At 56.3% G+C, this 23,640-nt stretch carries 22 protein-coding genes; 15 read left to right on the forward strand and 7 right to left on the reverse strand.

Translation table 11 applies throughout. The features are described from left to right. Positions 1 to 14 precede the first annotated feature (14 nt). The 5 genes from WB650_RS01470 to WB650_RS01490 all read left to right on the forward strand — a co-directional run bounded on the left by WB650_RS01470 (position 15) and on the right by WB650_RS01490 (position 4,178). Positions 15 to 707: an ABC transporter ATP-binding protein gene (locus tag WB650_RS01470; protein WP_422305832.1), complete on the forward strand. Its 693-nt coding sequence runs from the start codon at positions 15 to 17 to the stop codon at positions 705 to 707. Then, positions 691 to 1,623, forward strand: coding sequence for an efflux RND transporter periplasmic adaptor subunit (locus tag WB650_RS01475; RefSeq protein WP_422305834.1), 933 nt, complete (start codon positions 691 to 693; stop codon positions 1,621 to 1,623). Before WB650_RS01470 ends, WB650_RS01475 begins: the two co-directional genes overlap by 17 nt. 4 nt (positions 1,624 to 1,627) lie before the next feature. Next, positions 1,628 to 3,109 carry an efflux transporter outer membrane subunit gene (locus tag WB650_RS01480; protein WP_423959153.1) on the forward strand — a complete coding sequence of 494 codons (1,482 nt, stop codon included), beginning with the start codon at positions 1,628 to 1,630 and terminating at the stop codon, positions 3,107 to 3,109. Positions 3,110 to 3,139: 30 nt separating this feature from the next. After that, positions 3,140 to 3,592, forward strand: coding sequence for a c-type cytochrome (locus WB650_RS01485; protein ID WP_423959155.1), 453 nt, complete (start codon positions 3,140 to 3,142; stop codon positions 3,590 to 3,592). Between the two features lie 103 nt (positions 3,593 to 3,695). After that, positions 3,696 to 4,178 carry a YybH family protein gene (locus tag WB650_RS01490; protein ID WP_423959157.1) on the forward strand — a complete coding sequence of 161 codons (483 nt, stop codon included), beginning with the start codon at positions 3,696 to 3,698 and terminating at the stop codon, positions 4,176 to 4,178. Between the two features lie 399 nt (positions 4,179 to 4,577). On the opposite strand, the gene WB650_RS01495 is transcribed toward WB650_RS01490, so the two are convergent. From WB650_RS01495 to WB650_RS01510, 4 genes are all read right to left on the reverse strand, one after another. Continuing rightward, positions 4,578 to 5,516: a sugar phosphate nucleotidyltransferase gene (locus WB650_RS01495; RefSeq protein ID WP_422307871.1), complete on the reverse strand. Its 939-nt coding sequence runs from the start codon at positions 5,514 to 5,516 to the stop codon at positions 4,578 to 4,580. 33 nt (positions 5,517 to 5,549) lie between these two features. Further along, positions 5,550 to 5,963 carry a DUF2267 domain-containing protein gene (locus WB650_RS01500; protein WP_422307873.1) on the reverse strand — a complete coding sequence of 138 codons (414 nt, stop codon included), beginning with the start codon at positions 5,961 to 5,963 and terminating at the stop codon, positions 5,550 to 5,552. A gap of 182 nt (positions 5,964 to 6,145) precedes the next feature. After that, entirely contained in the window at positions 6,146 to 7,579 is a 1,434-nt protein-coding gene (locus WB650_RS01505) for a sigma 54-interacting transcriptional regulator (RefSeq protein WP_422307875.1), read from the reverse strand. Positions 7,580 to 7,761: 182 nt separating this feature from the next. Continuing rightward, a complete protein-coding gene (locus WB650_RS01510; RefSeq protein WP_422307877.1) occupies positions 7,762 to 7,947 on the reverse strand; it encodes a DUF2934 domain-containing protein in 186 nt (61 codons plus the stop codon). 421 nt (positions 7,948 to 8,368) lie between these two features. Here WB650_RS01510 and WB650_RS01515 point away from each other — a divergent pair, with 421 nt between their 5' ends. After that, a complete protein-coding gene (locus WB650_RS01515; RefSeq protein ID WP_423959160.1) occupies positions 8,369 to 9,031 on the forward strand; it encodes a Crp/Fnr family transcriptional regulator in 663 nt (220 codons plus the stop codon). 254 nt (positions 9,032 to 9,285) lie between these two features. Next, positions 9,286 to 10,227 (forward strand): hemerythrin domain-containing protein, encoded by a 942-nt coding sequence (locus WB650_RS01520; protein ID WP_422307881.1) that lies wholly within the window; start codon positions 9,286 to 9,288, stop codon positions 10,225 to 10,227. A gap of 182 nt (positions 10,228 to 10,409) precedes the next feature. Here WB650_RS01520 and WB650_RS01525 read toward each other — a convergent pair whose 3' ends face one another. After that, the gene (locus tag WB650_RS01525) at positions 10,410 to 10,853 is read right to left on the reverse strand and encodes a glycine zipper domain-containing protein (RefSeq protein WP_422307883.1); all 444 of its coding nucleotides are present in this window, start codon (positions 10,851 to 10,853) and stop codon (positions 10,410 to 10,412) included. Between the two features lie 773 nt (positions 10,854 to 11,626). On the opposite strand from WB650_RS01525, the gene WB650_RS01530 reads away from it, so the two are divergent. Both WB650_RS01530 and WB650_RS01535 read left to right on the forward strand, forming a co-directional pair. Further along, the gene (locus WB650_RS01530; protein WP_423959161.1) at positions 11,627 to 12,790 is read left to right on the forward strand and encodes a DUF2950 domain-containing protein; all 1,164 of its coding nucleotides are present in this window, start codon (positions 11,627 to 11,629) and stop codon (positions 12,788 to 12,790) included. A 56-nt stretch (positions 12,791 to 12,846) separates the two neighbouring features. Next, positions 12,847 to 13,275 carry a hypothetical protein gene (locus WB650_RS01535; protein WP_423959163.1) on the forward strand — a complete coding sequence of 143 codons (429 nt, stop codon included), beginning with the start codon at positions 12,847 to 12,849 and terminating at the stop codon, positions 13,273 to 13,275. A 203-nt stretch (positions 13,276 to 13,478) separates the two neighbouring features. On the opposite strand, the gene WB650_RS01540 is transcribed toward WB650_RS01535, so the two are convergent. Further along, a complete protein-coding gene (locus tag WB650_RS01540; protein WP_423959165.1) occupies positions 13,479 to 14,435 on the reverse strand; it encodes a hypothetical protein in 957 nt (318 codons plus the stop codon). 48 nt (positions 14,436 to 14,483) lie between these two features. Here WB650_RS01540 and WB650_RS01545 point away from each other — a divergent pair, with 48 nt between their 5' ends. The 6 genes from WB650_RS01545 to WB650_RS01570 all read left to right on the forward strand — a co-directional run bounded on the left by WB650_RS01545 (position 14,484) and on the right by WB650_RS01570 (position 22,381). After that, positions 14,484 to 14,714, forward strand: a complete 231-nt coding sequence (locus WB650_RS01545; protein ID WP_422304965.1) for a hypothetical protein — start codon at positions 14,484 to 14,486, stop codon at positions 14,712 to 14,714. Positions 14,715 to 14,929: 215 nt separating this feature from the next. Then, positions 14,930 to 15,178 (forward strand): hypothetical protein, encoded by a 249-nt coding sequence (locus WB650_RS01550; RefSeq protein ID WP_422304964.1) that lies wholly within the window; start codon positions 14,930 to 14,932, stop codon positions 15,176 to 15,178. Between the two features lie 129 nt (positions 15,179 to 15,307). Continuing rightward, complete coding sequence (locus tag WB650_RS01555; RefSeq protein WP_423959168.1) at positions 15,308 to 16,288, forward strand: HlyD family secretion protein; 981 nt, start codon at positions 15,308 to 15,310, stop codon at positions 16,286 to 16,288. Continuing rightward, a complete protein-coding gene (gene rbbA / locus WB650_RS01560) occupies positions 16,285 to 19,023 on the forward strand; it encodes a ribosome-associated ATPase/putative transporter RbbA (RefSeq protein WP_423959169.1) in 2,739 nt (912 codons plus the stop codon). The genes WB650_RS01555 and rbbA overlap by 4 nt, the downstream gene beginning before the upstream one ends. A gap of 10 nt (positions 19,024 to 19,033) precedes the next feature. Further along, entirely contained in the window at positions 19,034 to 20,155 is a 1,122-nt protein-coding gene (locus tag WB650_RS01565; protein ID WP_422304958.1) for an ABC transporter permease, read from the forward strand. Positions 20,156 to 20,305: 150 nt separating this feature from the next. Next, entirely contained in the window at positions 20,306 to 22,381 is a 2,076-nt protein-coding gene (locus tag WB650_RS01570) for a glycogen debranching protein (RefSeq protein WP_422304956.1), read from the forward strand. 2 nt (positions 22,382 to 22,383) lie between these two features. Here WB650_RS01570 and trbL read toward each other — a convergent pair whose 3' ends face one another. Further along, positions 22,384 to 23,595: a P-type conjugative transfer protein TrbL gene (gene trbL / locus WB650_RS01575; protein WP_423959171.1), complete on the reverse strand. Its 1,212-nt coding sequence runs from the start codon at positions 23,593 to 23,595 to the stop codon at positions 22,384 to 22,386. Between the last annotated feature and the right edge of the window lie 45 nt (positions 23,596 to 23,640).

Consider the following 23,640-nt stretch of genomic DNA (forward strand, 5'->3'; position numbering starts at 1 on the left):
CGAGGACGGCGATTATGGCGAATAAGCTCAGCAAATGGTTCGGCGAAGGCGAGTCACGAACCTACGCAGTCAAAGAAGCGAGTTTCGAGGCCTACTGGGGAGAGATGCTTTATATTGTCGGACCTTCGGGCAGCGGCAAGACGACGCTGCTCAGCATGCTTTCCGGAATTCTGAGACCCAATTCAGGCACGGTCGAAGTCGACGGGCGCGATCTGTGGAGCCTCTCGGACGATGAGATCGCCGACTTTCGCCTCAACACGATCGGGTTTGTATTTCAGGACTATCACCTCTTCCCGCGCCTCACGACCGCCGAGAACGTGGCGATTCCGCTGGTCCTGCAGAAGCGAAGCTGGAAAGAAGCGCTGGATGCCGCAGACCGATGTCTGCGGATTGTGGGGTTGGCCGACAAGGCTGAACTTGCGCCGAACAAACTAAGTGGTGGAGAGCAGCAGCGGATCGCGATCGCTCGCGCGATTGTTCATCAACCGCGGATCCTGGTCTTCGATGAGCCGACCGCCTCACTCGACGGAGAGACCGGCCGCATGATCGTCTCGTTCGTGAAGGAGAACATCCTGACGGCCGAGCGCTGCCTGCTGATCGTCACGCACGACAGCCGAATTTTTGAGTACAGCGATAGAATTATGGGAATGGAAGACGGCCGCATAACGGGTCTTGGACAGGGAGCAGCGTATGAAGCCGAGGCTTGAATTGCTGCTCGCTTTCTCTGGACTGACTATCGGCTTGATTGGCGCCTACGTGTATGGGTTACATGCGGCACCACAGCCGCCGGCCTTTAATCCTGCCACTGATCCCTACGCCAAGGGCATCTACGCCGAGGGTATCGTCGAAAGCTACCAGGACAGCGGCGCTAACATAAATATCTATCCCAACATATCGGGCACCATCGTCGACATTCCTGTCCGCGAGGGCCAATCGATACGCAAGGGAACAGTCCTGGTGCGCTTTGATGACTCAGTCCAGAAGGCGACCGTGGAAGCTTCCAAGGCTCAAGTCGCGTACGCCCGCGCACAACTCAAGAACGCCCAGGACGAACTCGCGAAGCAGGAACACTCCTACCGGTTAGAACCCAAGTCGGTAAGCAAGTACGCGCTGGACGACGCGACAAACGCAGCCAAGGTGGCGGCGGCCAATCTGGAGGTTATGGTGAAAAACTATAACTCCGCCCAAGCTCTTCTTGCCTGGTACGCTATTAAGGCGCCGGCCGATGGCAACGTTCTCGCGATTCAAGCGGCAGTTGGCAGCTACGCGGTTACTTCTCAAGGCACGTACGATGCTTACACGCAGAGCTTCGACCCGATCATCGTGATGGGAGCATCAGAAGACTACGTCAGCGTGCGTTGTTATATAGATGAAATCCTGATTCACAGGCTCAAACTCGGATCGCAGATGGAAGCTCGCATGTCCATTCGCGGTACCAACATCAGCGTTGCACTCCAATACGTGAGAGTGCAGCCTTATGTGTCGCCCAAGATTGAATTGTCGGATGAGCGACTCGAAAGAGTAGATGTACGGGTGTTGCCTGTGATCTTCCGTTTTGCAAAATCGGACAAGCTTCCGGTCTATCCGGGGCAGTTAGTCGATGTGTACGTGGCGGAAAAATAGCTTCGTGGCGAGTTGCCAACCTCGATTTTGGATGGGTCTCGGCGCGATGATCCTCTCCTGCGGTCTCGTGGCGTGCGCAGTCGGTCCGAGTTTCGAGCGTCCTGCCACGCCCAGATCGGCGATGACGTACAACTATCAAGAGGACCCGACAGGAACGATCGCCGCTGACGGAACCGAACAACACTTTAGCCGTGGTGCGGAAATCGCCGCGGACTGGTGGCGGCTATTCAACTGTCCCAAGCTGGACGCAGTAGTACTGGAGTCCATCGCCAACAACCCTAGTCTGCAAGCCGCCCAAGCCAGCCTGCGCCAGAGTGAGGATAATCTTCGTGCGGGGTATGGAATCTTCTTCCCCCAGATTAGCGCCGGCTTCCAACCGACGCGCCAACAGTTTTCGTCCGCACGCTTCGGTCAGAACTCCACGACCAGCATCTTCAGTCTATATACGCTCTCAACGACTGCCACCTACGTGCTCGACGTGTTTGGCGGCGAGCGCCGCACCGTTGAAAGCCTGGGCGCGCAGGTAGATGTCGAGTACTACAACGCCGAGGGCACTTATCTCGCCTTATCGGGTAACGTCGTTAACGCGATCGTCGCGGAGGCAGCGTACGAGGCTGAGATCGACGCGACCCAACAGCTCATCGGGTTTCTGCGAGAGCAGGCCAACATCACGGGGGCGCAAGCCGAAGCTGGCGTCGTTCCTTACTCCAATCTGCTCAGCATTCGGAGCGAGCTGGCAACGACTCAAGCGACGCTGCCGCCTCTTCGCCAGCAATTGGCGCACACGCGGCACCTGCTCGCGACATTGGCCGGCGTCGAGTCCGGCGATTGGGCGCCACCGCGAGTCACTTTTGCAGAGCTGACGCTTCCCGATGATGTCCCCGTCAGCCTGGCGAGCGATCTGATTCGACAGCGTCCGGATATCCTCGTAGCGGAAGCGCAGCTCCATGTCGCCAGCGCCCAGATCGGAGTGGCGACGGCAGCGCTGTTTCCGAGTTTCGCCTTGAATGCCAACTACGGCTTGAACAGCACGTCTCTCTCAACCCTGTTCGGTAGCAGCGCGGCATTCTGGACGCTCGGCGCCAGTCTAGCCACACCTGTGATTCAAGGACCTACTCTCTGGTATCAGCGGAAAGCAGCGATCGATGCATATCAGCAGGCGCTCGCTAACTATCGGCAGACAGTTCTTGCAGCCTTCGCGCAGGTGGCGGATGCGCTCGACGCTATGCAACACGATGCCGAAACACTGGGGGCGCAATCCCAGGCGCTCCGCGCAGCCGCTGAGGCATTGCACTTGATTGAGGCGAACTATCAGGCGGGCACGGTCAACTACCTACAGGTCCTGATCGCCGACTATCAATTTCAGCAAGCGAAACTCGGCTATATCCAGGCAATGGGCCAACGCTTTCAGGACACCGGCGCGCTTTTTGTTGCACTCGGCGGAGGATGGTGGAACGCCACGGAGAATCCGATCCGGCGATCGTGATTGGGGAATCCCCGGGGGAGAAATCGTCGAATGAAGACTATTTCGATATTGCATCTACGAAGCGGCGCTCGACGCAACGCACTTAAGAGATTCGCGATCGCATCCTTTCTGGTTTTCTTGCTGGTCGCAGGAGTGCGGCCGGCTAAGGCCCAATCCGCCAAGCAGGATTACGAGCAACAGTGTGCGGGCTGCCACGGACCCACAGGCAAAGGCAACGGCGAAGATGCGGGTTTGCTCGTATCGACGAAAATGCCGGATATTACCCAACTGGCGAAGAAGAACGGCGGCCATTTTCCATTTGAAGACGTTGTCGAGATCATCGACGGTCGCCGCGATATTCCCGAGCACGAGCGAATCCAAATGCCCTTCTGGGGCGTTACGATGCAGAAACCGGGTGCAGAGTTCTCGCGGCAGAGCGATGCGGCAGTGAGAAAACGAATCGAGGCCCTCGCCCGTTATATCGAGGCGATGCAGGAGAAATAGAGCTATGCGGCGTCGAGGGCGCTGGGGGATTAATCCGCACAAAATGGCATCCAAGCGAGGAGGAGCGAAAGTGTCTAAACCTATAGCAAAGATTGTAGCGGCAATGATCAGCGTCCTGCTGTTGATGCTCGCGAGCCGCACGGAAGTATCAGCCACTGATACACAAGGTGCGATCCGCTCGTTGGAAGACAGTTTTGCAAGGGCTGTGAGAGAAAAAGACCTCGACAAGATTATGTCGCATTACACGAAGAGCGAGAGTCTTGTCGTTTTTGATGTTGTTCCACCGCGCCAGTACACCGGCTGGATAGCCTACAAAGAAGATTGGCGGAAGTTTCTGGCCGAGTGCAAAGACAACCCAAAGTTCGAGATCAGCGAACTTGAGACATACGGAGGCAACCGATTCGCTTACAGCCATAGCATCCAGCATTTCAGCTGCACCAATCAGCAGGATAAGAAATTCGACGTGATTTTTCGCGTCACCGATGGCTATGCGAATTTTGGAAATGAGTGGCTAATCGCGCACGAGCACGTTTCGGTGCCGGTCGATCTGACGACCGGAAAGGCGGACTTTCAGTCGCAGCCCTAGGAAAAAGCGAACCTCCTGGATCGATTGCATGGTCACGGGTGCGCTTTCGGTTGCACTCGGAGGCGGATGGTGGAGTTGGACTGCCGCCTCTTCCGACGCCCTGCCGAATAGATAGGCTTTCGAACTCGACCGAGCCTTAGAGCCCGATTGCGACAACCAGGCAGCAGAGAAGAGCCAAGAGTGGGACGACGAGTCCGGAATCCCACCACTTCGGGCTAACTTTGTGTGGATGCGCCAAATTCGTCTCAGTGGGATAGAACGAGTCGACGTACGATCCTGTCACACGCAGGTGTGTCTTCGGCGTATGTGGAAGGGGCTTCTTCGCGCGAACGCGGGACAGGCCTGTCGCTGCTGGTCCACACTCCACAGCGCGCAGGTGGCGATAGTCGGTTAGTGAAACTACGCGACCGCCCACGGTGGAGGTACTCCCATCTGCCGGACGACCTGCATTACGCGTCCAGGTTGACCAAGATCGCACCACTCAACACCGCGCAATGGCATGACCATTAGTTTCGCCGCGTTTTGCTGCAATATGACTTCGCTGAAGCCCGATGTGGGGAGCTCGTGGTACAGGCGCGTCAGTACCTCGGCTTCGAGCACCGTTCCCAGTAGAGCGCGGGTATTGCCGAAAGACCTGTAGAGCCGAGGCGTCGCGCGGATGAACATTTCCAAGAGCGTAGACAAACGCGCCACAAGCACCAACGTGTTCCATAGCGCGCCGCCCCGCCACAGCTCGTTCGCCAGTCGGGCGCTGGGCTTTTCAACGAAGCGCCGCACCGAAAACAGACGCTGCTCAGCTGAGGTCAGTGACGTCTCAGGCTCGATCCATCCGTAGGACTGCTCGGGCCCCTTGGCTTCTGCCCCGAGAAGGATCACAGCGTTTGAGTCCGCGGCGATGTCGAAAGCGGAATCGGCATATGAAGCGAAGCGGGCTTCATCACCGATGTAATGATCGGAAGGAAACAGGCCAACGATCGCCGAAGGTGCAAGGTCCCAAAGGCGCACCAGAGCATGAAGGATTGCCGGAGCAGTTCCCCGATTGAGCGGCTCCTCGATGAGTAGCTGCGGCGCCCCGTGAAGCATTGGAGAGTAGTAGCCGCGATGCTTGCGATTCACGGAAATGAGAGTCCGGTTGGGTGAGATGAGTCGGGCAGCGCGGTCGAGAGTCTCCCGCAGAAGGGGCTTGGAGCTTAGTACCGGACAGAACTGTTTCGGCAGTTCGTACCCTGCGATTCGCTTCGTGAAGGACTTCAATCTCGTGCCCTCGCCCCCGGCGAGGACGAGTCCCCAACGATTCGAGTTTGAAGTGATCATGAAACCCTCGCCTCTAGTTGGCATTTAGCGCCCCAAGCTGGCGGGCGGGTTTTCCATTTATTTCTGCTGTGCCGCGGCGAGCCATAGCCGCTTGAGATCTGCAGGAAGTTGGCCCATAACATGCCCCGCCGCGCCGGTGGTCCCGGTAACACTGCCCAAGGCATCCTGTAGCGCCCCAAATACAGCGACGACAGCTCGCTCGGTCTCGATTTCGTTGTCGATGGCAGCCATTCGCCCCACTTCGCCGAGGAACTGGGGCTCGTGAAGGCGCCGGACCTGCCGATCAGGTCGATCAAACGACACCCATAGCATTTTCAACGAGGCCGGAAGTTGCGCGGCAACCTTGGCGGCCTCATCGGGAGTGAGCCTATCTCGCAATTCCTGGAACACAGCAAAGATCACGGCCTCGGCTCTGCGCTCATCGTAGTCCACGAACTGGGCCACTTCGCGCACAAAAGATTTCTCGTTCATTGCGGTCTCCGATGATTCAGTTAGCAGGCAGCATCAAGTGTGCCACGGCGAACTGCGAGTAACACAAATGAAATCCAGCTCTGGAGTTCAGAAAGAAGGGAGAAGTGTATCCTAAAGCATCACCGAGACGGCTTGCTGACACCCAAAGGACACATTGGACGACCTAGCGGCGCGCGCCCCTGCTACAGTCCGTACTTTTCGATCTTCGCGTATAGCTTCTTACGCGAGATTCTAAGCATAGCAGCGGCTTGTACCTTGTTGCCCTCGGTACTCTTGAGTGCCCGTGCGATCAGATCGCGCTCAGCCTCGGCAAAAGAGCCAATCGGCAGCTCAGATTGCGACGAGGATCCGTTCGTGTTGGGCAAAGCACGCTCAAGCCGGCTCCCGCCGACATTTGCCGGCAGATCCTGCAGCCGAATCATAGGCGATCCGCCGAATGTGAAAGCGCTCTCGATAACATTAGAGAGTTCGCGGACATTCCCGGGCCAGGGATATTCCAGCATCGCCGCCAGCGCCTCTTCCTCGATGCCTCGCACCGGAATTCGCGGGTGAACCTTCTCATTGAAGAACTCAATAGAGTGCTCGACCAGCAGCGGGATATCATCGGATCGCTCCCGCAGCAGTGGCACACTCAGGACGCCAGCCTGCAGCCGATAATAAAGGTCCTGCCGCAAGTTGCCTGCTCGGACCGCTTCTTCGGGATCGCGATTGGTCGATGCGATCAGGCGCACATTTACCGGCATCTCCTTGGTCGAGCCCACTGGCCGCACCGTCCGTTCCTGCACGGCGCGCAAGAGCTTGCTCTGCGTCTCAGCCGCCATCTCGGTCACTTCGTCGAGGAACAGCGTACCGCCTTCGGCTGCCCGGAAGAGTCCCAGGTAGTCGGCATTTGCGCCGGAGAAGGCGCCCTTCCGGTATCCAAATAGTTCGCTCTCAATGAGATCCTTGGGAACCGCCGCACAATTGAGCGCGACAAATGGAGCGGAGGGCTCCGGGCCACACTCGTGAATTGCACGTGCCACCAGTTCCTTGCCGGTTCCGCTTTCGCCGACAATCAGGATCGTGCCCCGTGTACCCGCCGCCGCCTCGATACGCTCGTAGAGGCGTCGCATTATAGGAGTGGAACCAACCAAGCCGTGAAAGATACTCCGCTTGTCTCGCGCCAGCAAAGTTGCCTGACGTTCGAGCGCTTGGATGCGCGCACCAGCACTCGCTGATGCAGAACGAAAGTACGCGTCGGCGAGCAGGATCATGCGAATGTGGCTCAGCTTGTCGAACGTGGTGTAGATCTCCAGCGGCGGACGCGGGTCGGTGGGAAAAGCGGTATAAGCGCTTTCCTCGTACAGATGAAGCGATGCGATGATCTCCGCAAACGGCACGTTGCGTTCGCACAACAGTTCGCCTGTCCGGATCGTATCGATCGCGTAGCGATCCATGTCGCCTTCGATGAGATCTTTAGTGTTTCGAGAAAGTGCGGTGTAGAAGAGGTCGCGGAATTCAGGCTCTGACAGACTTCGCGTATCGCCGAAGTGAAGGGCGTAGAGCTGATACCAGTGCTCTACGACTTGCTCCAGGCGTTCGAGCACCCGCGCTAATATCGGTCGCAGCGCTTCCAACTCCTCGTCCCAAAGGAGGTGGAAGTGTCGCGGACCACCTCCTGGAGCTCTGGCCGCGTTCGCTTGGTCCTTTTTCGCCGTTTCCAATTGAGACTTGCAGACGAAACTGCCTCCTTTCGTTATCCGTGTTGCAAAGCAAGCGCCCTCCTGGCTGCTCGCCGCGACAAGCTGGAGTCGGATGACTAACCAGCCGTCGCGCGCCCTTTTCTTAGTTCAGTTTCCGCCATCAGCCAATCGTCCTGCTCGCTCCCAGCGCCTCCGTTCCGCTCGCAGTATATCTCGTATGCACGCTTACGGATCTCGTCTTCAGTTGGCTGCGGACTTTCTCCAGCTACGGGTTTTTGTGTGACCTCCATTTTCTCAGCCATTTCGATCTCCTTCTGTTTCCGTTCATAGAGTGCTCGCTCACCGACTTCGAATTCTGCAGTTGTCCGAAGTCCCCATGAACACGACTGCTCTTGGCATGTACGAAGACGTTCCCCAAAATCCGTCTCCCAAGACGGCTACTGGACGGAAGAATTCGTCTTAACTACGGTTGATGATCTTGAGACAAAGAATTGGATTCAACGCCGATTATGTAACATTTGGAACAAATACTCTGTTGTTTTCTCGTTGCCCGCTCGTTACATACAACGATTGCTCTTGATCCGAATCGCGGTATTTTAAGACTGAAAACAGCCTGACTTATCTTCGATCCTCGAACTCATGGCAGCGCGAACGACACGAGACCCATCGATTAGACTAAGTGTACCGAGGCCTCCTCGGCCTCGCGCGCTCAGCGCCAGGGATTTGGCGAAGTTGGAAGGTCTTGCTGGCCTTCCGTTACGCAAATTGGAAGCCTTGCGGGCGAGGATACGGATTCTTCGGTTTTCCAAACGCTCGATTATCTATGAGGGCTCATCAGAAGGCGTCGTATACGTTGTGCTCTCGGGCATCGCTCGTCTTACTTGCCTCGGTCGAAATCGCCAACGCAGTTTGCTCGAGGTGCTGGGACCCGGCGACGTCATCGAAATTCCCTCATTGCTGCCCGATATTCATCACAGTCTCCGGTGCGAGGCGTTCACCAATTGTCAAATAGGGTTGATAAGCCCAAGCAAGCTGGTGGAGGGTGTCATTGGCATTCCATTTCGCGAGTTCAACGAGGCGCTGAGTTTGACGGTAGGCCGATGGTGGAGGCTTCTCGAGCGCCATTCAAATTTTCTTGACCAGACGATTCGAGAAAGAATCGCGATCGCCTTGCTCGATCTCGGCCACAAGCTAGGTGTGCGAGATGACCGCGGTATAATGATAAATCTGCGCCTTAGCGGTCAGGACATCGCGGATCTGGTTGACTGCTCGCGACCGCGAGCGAGCGAGTGCCTTAAGCAACTCGTTGCCGAAGGAGTTGTGATTCGCGAACACCGGCGGATCATCATCGACCCCACGAAAATTCAGGCGAGCTTACGATCTTAAGCGCTCCGAAATCGCCGTCGGGAATGTCGCGGCCGAGGCGGCCCTAGTACGAAACGCCGCATCCCCAAATGTTCGTTTCAGAGAGAAACACGATCTTCTGTGGTCTCAGCCCACTGGCCTTGGAACCTTGGCGCTGTTTCCGATGGAGACAGGTGCGCGAAATTGTCTCCTTTGGTTCTAGTAATGTCGTGTGAAGAGGGCCATGGCCTTGGCACAATTGATGCTTTTGGATGGAGTTGAAGCGGAAACGCGAAATGAACCTGAATACCGATTTGGGAAACATCGGCCTCTCGCCAAGGGTGCTGCTGCTCTCGAGCGATGTGGAGTTGACCCACTTCGTGTGTCAAGCGGTCAAGGCGCCTTGGAAACTGGTTCGGCCGACCATCGACCACCACATTGATCGCGAGGCGTTCGCTCAGCCTAACGTGCGGCTCGTTGTACTCGATGATCAGAAGATTGAAGAACACGACCGCGGCCAAGTGCTGGCACAGATTCGCAAACACTTCTCCGGCATTTCATTGCTCTACATCGCTGGCAGCCACAGCGATGAGAACGAGAAACGTGCGCGCGCAAACGGTGCTCACTACTACGTGTCGAAACCATTCTCGCTGGAACAATTCGGACAAGTGCTGCGGTCGTTTTTGCGGATGCAACAAGTGGATGGAACAAGTACCAGCTCAGTGATCAGGAAGTCTGGAATGAATGCGAGGGTGTCAAGCGCTGCGGATCCGGTCGTCCTCGACGGAATCCCCAGTCTCTCAGTTGAACTCAATCGTGAAGATTCCGAGCTGAGGTCCCACCTGCTCGATGCGGCACTCGCAGGTTTGCGCTTGGCGCGTAATCCGGAATTGCCAGAGCTCAGGCACGATGCTGCGCGGATTTGGAGTGCGATCGAGCCAATCCTGTTCCATCATCTCGATGCCGAAGACAAACAGCTACTCCCGTGGCTGGAGCAGCAAGGCGGTCTCTCGCCGGGAGCGGCGCGAAAGGTCCGCGCATACCACGAGCGCCTGCGATCGCTCGTCGGTGCTATGGCTAACGCCGATGCGGACCGTCTCACCGAGGTGCAGGCCCGCGAGGTAGGACGAGCGTTGAGCGGAATCGCGGTCAGCCTGGATGATGCGATCGATGACGAAGAGCGTCGTCTCTTCCCGACGATTCGAAAAGCGCTCTTCGGGATCGACCACCGCATTTGAAATCAACGAATCGTGGCCGTAGTCGATCGGGAGAGGGCAGCAGAGAAACTTGGTTGGAACGGACTCACGGATCCAGCGAGTCCCTTTGCAAGTGGAGCTCGGATACAGTTTTCACGAACATACCAAAGTCGCCTGCTAGAGCGGCGCCGAACACAGCGCCGCTCTCTTGATCGCGCGGTCGATTACTCAGTTTCCGACTCCGACTTCATCTGTTGGAGCTGCTGGTGTTGCTTCTCGATTTCCTGCTGTTGCTGCTGTACCTGCTCTTGGGTCTGCGCGTTGGCATTTTCCTGGTTCTGCATCGAATTGCCAACTACGTAGCCAGTGCCACCGCCCATAACACCGCCGATCGCGGCGCCCGCGAGCGGATGACCTACGGCCGCGCCTACGATTGCTCCAGCCCCAGCGCCTATCGCCGTACCGCCGATGGTGCCTTCTTCGCGAGTCGTGAGCGGCTGCCCAGAGCATCCCGCAACAACAAGTGAACCCGACAACGCCAAGCTCATGATGATTGCTGTTAAACCTTTGTGCATATGAGAACCTCCATCTTCCAATGATTTATACTGCTGTGTGCCTGTGCATTTTCTGTGCCTCACTTTCCTCCCAGATCCGATAGCTGTTCCCATGGTACGATTGGGACGGTTCGCGCAGATGTGCAGATAGATACAGACGGCTGTGCGGAAGTCTCCGTTAACTGGTTGGTAAAACACGCCGCGACGCTTTTGCCCGGAAAGGAGAGGTACTCTTCGGGCCGGAAGCTTTGTATCAAAAAGAACTCAAGACTGGTTCCATCGGATACATTGTCGTGGCGTAAAGAACCGGCTCGGTGATATCGTCCGCAATTCAACCGCCCTGAACCTCTGCGAAAACTCATCTCACCTTGCCGCACGATTGGTATGGTCCTTGCCTTACTCTCGATAGGAATCTTCGTCGCAGGAAAAGGAAAGCAAAATGGACAGACAAAAAAACGCGGCTCCCACGGACTTCGATTTGTTGAATCAGCTGAAGATCCTGTCGTTGTAGTTTCATGACACTTTCCGACTATTTCTTCGGACGACTGTCTGCATGATCGAATCGCAATTCGCCGGGCGAGAACTCGAGGTTAAAATGAAAAAGGGATCTATCGGCAACCGAAATACGAGGATCCTAGGAGCTTTGCTCTTAGCAACCCTTCTGACGGGTTGTTACGACTCAGGATGGGGAGGCGGAGGTCCGGGCTACTACGGAAATTCGGGTTACTATGGAAGCCAAGGCTACTACGCAAGTCCAGGCTACGGAAATACCTACTACTCGAAGAACGTCTACCGGGGCTACGGCAGTTATCCGCAGCCCGGTCTATTCGGCGGTTATGCTCCGGCTCACGAGGCTTGGAACGATAGCAGCAGGGGCCGGACCAGCTATGGCACTGGAGGACATGGTGGTGGCGAAAGCGGAGAACATGGCGGCGCCAGGAACAGTGGACACGGTGGGGGCGAGAGCAGCGGACACAGTGGACACGGCAGCACCGGAGGTGGCGCAGAGCACGATGGAGGTAGCGATCATGGCCATTAATCGTCGACGTCCGGAAAAAGCAATGCTTCACCCAATAGATGGTAATCGAAAAATGACGACCGGTTTGCAAGCTATCCGCTTCTTGTCTGTCTGCCTTGTACTTGGGTTTGGAAGCGGCAGCGCAGCCCTGGCACAACAGCCGGGCCAGAAGACCTTCAGTTCGGCCGCAGAGGCCGCGGACGCTTTCGCCGTAGCTGTGCAAAATCACGATGAGGCGGCGATGCTGGCTATTCTGGGACCATCCGGCGAGGACCTGATTTCGTCTGGCGATCCGGTCGCCGACAAGAACAAACAGGATTCCTTTACCGCCCAGTATCATGCGTCGCACCAGTTTGCTGCCGCTGGCGACGGACGAACCTTCCTCTATCTAGGTACCGAGAATTGGCCCACTCCTATACCTCTGCGCCAAACTGGATCTCAATGGTACTTCGACACAGATTACGGCAAGCAGGAAATCTTATATCGGAGGATCGGCTCCGATGAGATAGACGCAATCAAAGTATGCGGAGCAATCGCCGATGCTCAGCGGGACTACTACTCAACGCTGCACGACGGTTCGTCGGAGCATCAATATGCGCAGAAGTTCCATAGCACTGCGGGAATGCAGGACGGCTTATACTGGGAGGTCAAGGCGGGCACACAACCGGAGAGTCCGTTGGGTCCTCTGGTCGCTGAAGCTGCTTACGAAGGCTACCAACATCACACCAACGGCGAGCCGCATCCCTTTCACGGCTACGTCTATCGGATACTAGCCAGTCAAGGAGCCAACGCACCGGGTGGCGCGCGAAACTATATCGTTAATGGGAAGATGACCGGAGGATTCGCGCTGGCGGCTTATCCGGTGAACTATCGCGCGTCAGGAGTGATGACTTTCGTCGTCGATCAGGACGGTCAGGTCTATCAAAAAGACCTGGGTCCCAACACCGAGCAGATAGCCAGCGCGATGGTGTCGTACGATCCGGATGGGACGTGGCAACCAGCGAACAAAGCGACCGTTGCCGCGCAAAAATAGGACGGTCATCCGATCAATCGAGGCAAATAATTCATATGCCTTGCGATACACGTCTCTTGACCTTTAAGGAAATGCTGAGGGTTGCGACGGAACAAATCTCAGCAAGCGAGAAGCGTTCGGCGGACTGCCGAGCGCAGCTCGAAAGAGCAAGCGCTAACGTTCAAACAGCCCAGGAGCGCTTGGACGGAGCTATCCTTGATGAAACCAAAGCACGCCAAGCATACATCGACTGCCTAAGTTATCTGAATACTCTTCCAGGGGATCATTCGGCGCCGATGCAGCAAAAGTTGACCAGCCTCTACAATGCGAGGACGCAAGCTGTTCTGGATACGCTGTCAGCGCGCGAGACTGTCAGTAGCTCTCAAAGGGAATTGGATGAAGCAACCGATGCCTTTACCGTTGCTCAGGATGCGCAAAGAAAGATCGCAGAAGAGAGAACTCTCATCACAAGGGAAATTGCGAAATTGAGCAATCCGAGTCGATGAATCACGCCCCACTAGGGCATGTTGCCTTCGACTTTCGATAGCTCTCAAACAGCACGAGGAGGACAGACAAATGCCGCGCTCAAGAAAAATTCAGATGAAATCAATTGTATGGCTTGGCGCTGCACTGTTCACGCTTGTGATCGCTGCTCCCGCGTCGGCGCAGGTAACGATCCAGATAGGGACGCCGCAAGTGCCTGGCTTCTCTAATTACTTACGATGTCCTGCAGTATCAGGGAGACCAGACCTTTCGTTGGTTTCTGGCAAACCATCCGAATATCGCGGAAGCACTCTCTCGAAATCCGAGTCTGCTCTACGACGCCAATTGGCGTTCGCAATATCCGGCGTTGGAGCAGTACTTGGAGAACCATCCTTACGAGTGGCAGGCCCTCAACAATGAATACTGGTCTACAGGACCAGCCGAAACACCATGGGGTGACTACGATGACGAGCACCAATGGCGCGACGCCTATTGGTGGCATCAGAACAATCCCGACTGGTTCTATGACAATCACCCGAACTGGGTGTCGCTCGACCCACGCTGGCGCGACCGTGACGGTGACTAGGACCAACAGCACGTGTGGCACTACGGACAATGGTGGTACCAGAAGGATCCAGGTTGGGTGAATAGTCATCATCCGAATTGGCTCAAGCAACATTAAAATTGGACAACCCAGGCATCGAAGCAGCAGAACCAACAGCAGGACCAGCGACAGCAGGCGGCACACGAACCGCAGCATCGAAACGTTCAACAGCAACAGCAGGGCGCACACCAGCAAAATCAGCAGAACCAGCAACAGCAAGCGATGCAGGAACAACGGCAGCGCAACGCTCAACAGCAGCAGGCTGCGCATCAACAAAATCAACAAAACCAGCAGCAAGAGCAGCGGCGTCAGGCGTCGCGTGAGCAGCAGCAGCGAAACGCAGAGCAGCAGCAAGCCTCGCACCAACAAAATCAGCAGATCCAGCAGCAGGACCAGCAACGTCAGGCGATGCGCGAGCAGAAGCAGCGGAATACTCAGCAGCAGCAGGCCACGCACCAGCAGAATCAGCAGAACCAGCGACAGCAAGCGGCGCACGAACAGAACCAGAAGCCGGAGCAGGCGACGACCCATCCAGAGCATCAGCAGCAGCCCCCGGGTCAGCAACAGGACAAGCAGCACGGCAACGGCAACAACAAATCGTAAACGGTGTCTAATGGAGTAGTACTTATGAAATCGATTACATGGCTTGGTGCGCTGCTCGCGCTGTTAGGGATTTTGGGCTTAGCGATTCCGGTGTTTACGACCTCACAAACCAAGAACGTAGTAGACTTGGGCAATCTTAAAGTTCAGAACACCGAGCAATCTACGCACGTGGTCCCCCAGGCTGTGAGCGCTGGTGCACTCGTATTGGGCGTGGTCCTTATTGGCGCAGGGCTCTACAGAGGCCGTGAAAGTTAATGCGCTTATCCCACCCCGATTTTAAATAGCTTCCCCCCAAGAATCGTCTTCTCCGGCCTTCTCGAGGGATATCACCAACTTGTCGGAATGCTGACTCGAAAAGGAATTGCGAGCACGCTTCGGGGTGGCTCGATCGGATACAGCGAGTGAGCATCCGGGGCAGAATTCGCTTGATTTAACGTGGCACAGCGAATGCTTAGACCTGCGGAAGCTATATGAATTTACCGCCTGTCAAACGGTTATGGCCCGCTGCCGTGGTTCGCTCGGTCACAGCGACGGGCACCGTCAATCCGGTGATCGTTGTGCAGGTAGGTACCTACGACTCGGGTCCAATTATAGCCATCTACACGGAATTCAACTTGAGCGGCCTGGCGGTCAACTTGGACGATGCAATCGATGACGAAGAGCGGCGACTCTTTCCGACGATTCAGAGAGCGCTGTTCGGAATGAGCCATCGCAGTTGAGAGTTCATGAGCCGACGCGGTCGCACCTCCGCGGCGCCTAGGGAAGCGTGCAGCAACGAGTTGCTGAGTTCTGGCCCGTTATTTTAGGCGAGTGTGTCCTTGAAGCGATTTACAAAATGGCTGCTAGCGATGGTTTTTATCGCGGCCAGCGTCGCGGCCGGATACACATGGTACCGCCTGCGGCCGGCGGGAATCCCTGCAGGCTTCGTGTATAGCAATGGCCGCATCGAAGCCACCGAAATCGACATAGCGACCAAGTACGCTGGTCGCATCGACCAAGTGTTGGTGCGAGAAGGCGACACGGTGAATGCGGGTCAGGTAGTTGCGCGCATGGATACCCGCGAGATGCTGGCGGAGCTTCATCAGGCGGAAGCCCAACTGCAACAGGCCCAGGATTCGAAAGTCGCTGATCAGAAGCTCGCCGATCTTGCCAACACACAGTTCAGGTTTGCGGCGAGGGACTACGACCGATATTCGAAGCTCTTTCAACAAGCAGTTATTGCTTCACAACAGCTGGATACGTATCAGACAAAGATGGACACTTATCGTTCCGCTTTTGAGTCCACAACCGCGAAAGTCGCTGCCGATGTGGGCACAATCAATGCGACTCGGGCCGATATCGATCGCCTTCAAACTCAGCTTGATGACAGGGAATTGAAGGCGCCGGTGAGAGCGCGAGTGCTCTACAAGCTCGCCGAGCCGGGCGAGGTCCTGTCTGCCGGAGGTGAAGTCGTCACCCTTCTCGATCTCACCGATGTGTACATGACGATTTTTCTGCCCGAGCTCGAAGCAGGAGAAGTTCCCATTGGCGCTGATGCCCGCGTCGTGCTCGATGCTGCGCCGCAATGGCCGCTTGCGTCGGAAGTATCTTACGTATCGGCAAGGGCCCAGTTCACCCCTAAATCCGTAGAGACCCAGGTCGAACGCGAGAAGCTGACCTTCCGCATAAAGGTTCAACTCGATCCGGAATTGCTTAGAAAATACGAGCCTTGGGTTAAGGTCGGCCTGCCCGGCGTCGCATATATAAAGGTCGATCAGCATGTCGAATGGCCGGCGCAACTCCAGGCGCGAGAACCTACTGAACTGCTGAAAATCATTCCTCATCAATGAGTTCCCAACCAGACGTCGTTGCCCGGCTTCAGGGCGTAACCCATCGTTACGGCAAGACGACGGCTGTCGAGTCTCTTGCTTTGGAACTGCCAGCCGGCCGGTTGATTGGTTTCATCGGTCCCGATGGGGTCGGCAAGTCCACGGTCCTCGCCCTGATCTCAGGAGTGCGAAAAATCCAATCTGGCCGCGTCGAAGTTCTTGGTAATGACGTTGAGGACGCTCGGACCCGTGCCGCATTGTGTGCCCGTATCGCGTACATGCCCCAAGGTTTGGGAAAAAATCTTTATCCGACCCTATCGGTGCAAGAGAACATCGACTTCTTCGGACGCCTCTTCGGTCAATCAGCGGGCGAGCGCGCGGCGCGGATCGACGAATTGCTTGCCAGCACCGCTTTAACCCCATTCCGCGCTCGCCCGGCAGGCAAGCTGTCGGGCGGAATGAAGCAAAAGCTCGGGTTGTGCTGCTCATTGATCCACGACCCCGATCTGCTCATCCTCGACGAACCCACCACAGGTGTCGACCCACTATCGCGCCGGCAATTTTGGGAGCTTATCGAGCGGATACGCAGCCGCCGTCCGGGCATGAGCGTGTTAGTGGCGACTGCTTACATGGAGGAAGCTGAACGCTTCGAGTGGCTCGTGGCGATGGACGGGGGCAAAGTGCTCGCGACCGGGACCCCGGACGAGCTGCGTTCGCGAACCAACTCGTCAACGCTGGAAAAGGCCTTCGTAGAATTGCTGCCGCCCGAACGTCGCGCGGGCCGGCGAGCCTTCGTAATTGCGCCACGCATCCCCTCCACGGAGGTAGCCATCGAAGCAAAGGGACTTACCCGGCGCTTCGGCGATTTCACTGCGGTCGATCACGTCAGCTTCCATATCGAGCGCGGAGAGATATTCGGCTTCCTTGGCTCCAATGGCTGCGGCAAGACCACGACCATGAAGATGCTGACTGGCCTGTTGCCCATTACGGAAGGCAAAGCGCGCCTGTTTGGACATCAACCCGAAGCTGATGACCTGCAAACACGCAATCGAGTCGGCTACATGTCGCAGGCCTTCTCTCTCTATGGCGAGTTAACGGTCAGGCAGAATTTGACCTTGCACGCCCGTCTGTTTCATTTGCCGCGGGAGACAATCGATGGTCGGGTGGATGAGCTCGTGGCTCAGTTTGGCTTGTCGCTATACCTCAACGGATTGCCGGATGCCCTCCCACTGGGAATTCGACAACGGTTATCGCTGGCCGTTACCGTTATCCATCGGCCCGAAATGCTGATTCTCGATGAACCGACCTCGGGCGTCGATCCGATCGCGCGCGACGAGTTCTGGCAGTTGCTGATAGATCTATCGCGTAAAGACGGAGTCACCATTTTCCTCTCGACGCATTTTATGAATGAGGCGGAGCGTTGCGACCGCATTTCATTAATGCACGCCGGAAAGGTGCTGGCCCAGGGTACGCCGCAAGAGCTGGTACACTCGCGCAACGCCGACAACCTGGAGCAGGCCTTTATCTCTGCGCTTGAAGAAGCCACGGCTGGCGGAACGGGTGAACCGGAACAGGCGCCGGTCTCGGCAGAGTGGCTTTCGGCGCATGAACAGGTCCGCAATAGCTGGTTTAGCCTGACGCGCTTGTGGGCGTATGCTGGCCGCGAGACCAGGGAACTGCTGCGCGATCGCGTTCGCCTGACGTTCGCATTGGTGGCGCCCGCCTTGCTTTTGATCATCCTCGGCTACGGAATTTCGCTCGACGTCGAACACGTCAGCTACGCGGCACTCGATCAGGACAATTCGCCCGAAAGCAGAAACTATCTGGAGGACTTCAGGGGCTCGCGTTATTTCGACCAACATCCCGTGATTCACGAGCAGGCAGAAGAGGAGCGGCGCCTGCAAGCGGGCGAGATGAAGGTGGCCCTTGAGGTACCACCGAGGTTCGGACGCGACCTCAAATCCGGCCGCCGTCCTGAAATTGCCGCCTGGGTTGACGCATCGAATTCGTTTTATGGGGATACTCTGCGTGACTACATCGACGCGGTGAGCCAACTCTATCTAGATGATTTCCTTGCTCACGCGCCAAGCTTGCAGAAATCGCCGCCGGATCCGGCGAATATGGAGGTTCGATTTCGCTACAACCAGGACTTTAAGAGCGTGTTCGCCATGCTGCCCGGCGACTTGATGATCCTTCTTATATTTTTTCCCGCCATGCTCACGGCGCTCGGCATCGTGCGGGAAAAAGAGCTCGGCTCAATAACAAATTTCTACGCCACGCCCACCACGAGACTGGAATTTCTGTGGGGCAAGCAAGCACCTTACATCGCGATAGCGTTGGTGCAGTTTGTGACCATGCTGGCTTTAATGGTTTTCCTGTTTGGGATTCCCGTAAAAGGCAGCGTCGGCGCACTCGTATTGGGAGCGGTTTTGTACGTGACTGCAGCGACCAGTTTCGGACTACTGGTCTCGGTTTTCGTTCGGACCCAGCTCGCGGCGATTTTTGCCGCCGCAATTATCACTAATCTGCCCGCCACACAGTTCTCGGGCTGGCTTACTCCGGTTTCTTCCCTAGGCTACTCTGGCCGCATCTTCGGCCGCGCCTTTCCCGCAACTTACTTTCAACAGATCAGCCTGGGCGCTTTTACCAAAGGGCGCGATTTCAGCAGCCTTTCCCCCAATTTCGCGGCGCTGGCCTGCTTTATAGTTGTCTATCTGGTCGTGAGCATGGCTCTGCTAAACAAGCAGGAAAAATGAAGTGCGCCGCATGCTGGCAAACATATTCTGGCTTGGCGGCAAGGAACTCTTCAGCTTAAAGCGCGATGCGGCACTGGTCTTTTTGATCATTTTTGCGCTGACCCAGTTCGTTTACAGTCCCGCCAAAGACGTCAACATGGATGTTGACCATGCGTCGCTCGCGGTGGTCGATGAGGACCGTTCCCCGCTGTCGCAGCACATCGTGGAGGCATTTATGCCGCCGCTGTTCGTCAGGGCCGCTGAGATATCAGTCGAGGGAATTGACGACGCGATGGACCGAGGCCAATACACCTTCGTGATTGATATTCCACCCAACTTTGAGCGGGATCTTAAGCATGGCCGCCGGCCGACCATTCAGGTCAACGTGGACGCAACAGCGATGTCCGAGGCTGGTCGGGGCGCGGTCTACATACAACAGGTTCTGGCCCAGGAAATTTTCTATACGATCAATCACACCGAGAAATCGTCCGCCCCGCAGTTCAATCTTGTGGTCAGGGGAAAATTCAATCCGAATTTCACTTTTGCATGGTTTATCAGCGTGATGCAGGTGGTCAACAGTATCACGATGCTCGCGTTATTCCTGGCCGGAGCGGCGGTAATACGGGAGCGCGAGCACGGCACGCTCGAGCATCTTCTCGCGATGCCCCTACGCCCTTCGGAAATAATCCTGGCGAAGATCGGGGCAAACAGCCTGGTGATCGTCGTCGCCGCGGTCTTGTCATTGATAATTGTCGTAAAGTTAGCGCTCGGAGTGCCGATCGCCGGTTCTCTGGCGCTGTTCGCGGGCGGCGCGGCGGTATATCTCTTTTCGATTACTTCCCTAAGCATCATGATCGCCACTCAGGTCAGCTCGATGCCGCAGTTCGGACTTCTTGCGCTGCCGGCGTTTATCATTCTCAGCCTCCTGTCCGGTAGTACCACGCCGCTTGAAAGCATGCCCGAGACGGTTCAGCGAGTAATGCAGTTTTCGCCTTCTACACATTTTGTGAGCTTTGCCCAGGCCGTGCTTTACCGGGGAGCTGGTTTCGATGTCGTCTGGAAAGACTGCGCTGTAATCGCGGCCCTCGGACTTCTCTTCTTCGGGGTAGCTTTGATGCGTTTTAGGCGGATGCTCGTTCAGATCCAGGCGTGACGGTTATGGCCGCTCATTCAACCCAGGAGGTCGCGATTGGTCTGCCACTGGTCATTTTTCTGATCACGTTCTTGCGCACGTATTCGGCGCAGATGAGCGGGATTGACTCGTAGTCACGCCCATCGATTGATACGTTTGAAGTCAGGCGATATGTCCTCAAACCACAATTCTGTTGCCCTCGACGCATGGAGCCGTATTGAAGGTTCCCCATTGCCACTGGGAGCTACATGGGTAGCGTCGGAGCGCGGTTACAACTTTGCCATCTATTCCAAGAACGCCACCTCGGTGTCGCTTCTCCTTTATCAAGAACCGGATTTTAGTGTCCCGGCTAAGGTATATCGATTTCGCTTTCCGACCAACAAGACCACCAGAGTCTGGCACATGTTCGTGCCGGCCGCAGAAATCGGAGAGGCAAGGTACTATGCCTACAAACTTGACGGTCCGTTCGATCCTGTGACGGGAGATCGTTTCGACCATGGCAAAATACTCTTAGATCCTTATGCCCGTCGGATCTTTCTACCACCTGATTTCAGCCGCAGCGCAGCGTGTAAGCCCGGTCCAAATGACGGCAAGGCCCCCTTAGGTATTCTGCCCGACAGAACTTTCGAAGCAGTGGCTGCGCAGACAGGTGTTCGGCGACACACTCATGATTTGGTAATCTACGAGCTGCACGTTCGCGACTTCACGAAACATTCTAGTTGTAAGCTGAATGACGGGACTAAAGGGACGTATGCGGGCGTCAGCGCGATGATCCCGTACCTCAAAGACCTTGGTGTCACAGCCGTCGAGCTCATGCCCATTAGCCAATACGATCCCCAAGAGGGAAGTCAGTGGGGGTATATGCCTTTGGGCTTATTCGCTCCCCACCATCTATACGCAAAACACGCCAACCCGCATGCTGCGGCGGGCGAGTGTCGAGAAATGGTGGAGGCGCTTCATCGGGCCGGAATCGAGGTGATACTCGATGTTGTCTACAATCATACCACCGAAGGCGACCCGAGCGGCCCTACTTATTGCTTCCGCGGAATTGATAATTCGACATATTACGCGCTCGAGCCGAGCGATTTGAGCCAGTACGTGAACTTCAGTGCGTGCGGCAATGACCTCCGCACGGCGCACCCACTGGTTCGGAAATTGGTGACTGACAGCTTGCATTACTGGGCCAGGGAGTTCGGTATTGATGGGTTTCGCTTCGACCTCGCGTCGATCTTTATGCGCGACAGCAGCGGCTCTCTAAATTACAACGACCCCGCCATCATCGCGGAAATCACCAGCTATCTGGCCAAAAATGTCCGATTGATAGCCGAACCTTGGCAAGGCGAGGCTGGTAGCGGGTATGTACTGGGTCGCTCGTTTCCAGGGCTGGGCTGGCAGCAGTGGAATGGAAAATTTCGCGAGGACCTCCGTGGTTTCGTCAAAGGTAATGACGGACTAGTTTCGGCTGTGATGACCAGGCTCTACGGTAGTACGGACCTGTTTCCAGATGATCTCGCGAATGCCTCTCGCCCTTCACAAAGCGTGAATTTTGTAACCTGCCACGACGGCATGTGTCTGAATGACCTCGTCTCCTACACGAACAACGGCCAAAAGAGCTGGAACTGTGGTTGGGAAGGCGACTCGGATGCGCCCGAAGATGTGATTGCGCTACGCAAGCGTCAGGTGAAGAACTTTTGCTGTCTTCTGATGCTTGCGAACGGAACCCCGATGTTCCGAGCGGGAGATGAATTCATGAATAGCCAGCGCGGCGATCCCAACCCATACAGGAGGGACGACGAAACTGTCCGGCTTGATTGGAGTCGTCTTGAGGTGAACCGGGACATTTTCCGATTCTTCAAGCATATGATCGCTTTCCGCAAGGGCCATCCGTCGATCGGACGCAGCGGCTTCTGGAGAGACCAGGTACGCTGGTATGGAGTCACCGGGCAACCTGATCTTTCCCACGACTCCCATACACTGGCTTTTTTCTTGAGCGGGTCACAGGTCGGTGATGACGATTTGTATGTAATGATCAATGCATTTTGGCAAGATCTTGATTTCATCGTCCAAGAGGGCGCTGCGGAGGAGTGGCTGAGGGTGATAGACACTTCTCGCAATACGCCGGAGGACATCTTGGAGCCAGACTGTCGTGAGTCGCGCTCGTCGATTCGCTACAAAGTCGCCGCTCGTTCAGTCGTCGTTCTCACGCGCACTAGGTCTAACAGAGTTAACCCCCAAGGCGACGTGTGATCTCACATTGTCGTGGTTGCCTTTCTTATGGTCGTTGTGCCGTTGCCGTTTCCATAACGGGCTGCGCCTGAATTGATCGGCGTAGTGTTCGGAGCGCGCGACGGCATGACAGGTGTGCCTCGAACATCCTTCGGGGCCGGCACACGCTGTCCGCCGTCTGACCCGAGATTGCCGAGTTGCTGCGTCTGTCGGCCGAAGTCCATTGCCTTCACCCAGCCAGCCGGTTCGCCGCTACTGCCGGCGCTACCGTTGCCTATCTGAGCGACCTTGTTGAATCCGGTTTGAAGCGCGCTCGTGATGGGTCGAATGATCGTCTGAGCAACGTAAGCTGCCTCGAACGCGTGGCTCAAAGCGAGCCCAACTGTGCCGCTGACTATACTGGCAGCGGTATAAGGCACGGCGAGCGTGACGATGAGGAAAACGATCGACATGGCGGTCAGATTCAGCATCGCGTGAACGGGTACGGTGTTCGAGCACACCGTTGTCACGATTGGTTTCGGCGGCGATCCATATGTCGACCACCACGGGAAGACGGTTGAGACGGGATGGCAAGCTGCGAGAATGGCTGCCTGCCACTGTGTCGCGATCTGCATTCCAATGCCGAGCACGAGATAGAAAAAAAGGAGCCGAGTCCCGACTCGAATTACGTAGCCGAAGTAGCCTTCGGCGATCGAAGCGGTCCAGCGCGATCCGCCAAAACCGAGCAGCAGAACTGCGCCTCCGATCACGAGGTATGATTCGATCAGCGTGAGCGTGAGAGCCGCCGCGGCAATTACGAAGGAGAGTAAGACAATAAAGGCGGAGACGCTTTCGACGATCGCGAGTTCGAGATTCGGCATGAGACTGGCGCTAGCCGGAGAGTCGAAAATCGTCTGAGCCATGTTCCCGCCAACCTGAAGAACGGTGCCTGGATCGAGATGGGGCGTTCCTGAGACGGAAGTACCGACGCGGCTAAAACTCTGCAGCACGTAACCCATCCAAGGGAACGCGTTGACGATCATCAGGTATATGAAACCGCCGCTCAGAACGTGCTTGAAAAGCCGCCCAAGATAGTGCGGAGCGTCGCCTTGATCCAAGCCGAACTGTAGCGCGGTCGCCAGAATGTCGATGAAGAGAAGACTGATGAAAAGTTTCAATGCGAATGGCTGGATCGCAGCCGCATAGTTACTCGATGCCGTATTGAACTGAGCGACGACCCCGTTGAGAGTATCCATATTAATCTCTCCGCTATGGCTGCGGCGGCGGCGGACCGGGAGAGC

The sequence above is a fragment of the Binatus sp. (SeqCode) genome (genome assembly GCF_049584895.1).
Lineage (GTDB): Bacteria > Desulfobacterota > Binatia > Binatales > Binataceae > Binatus.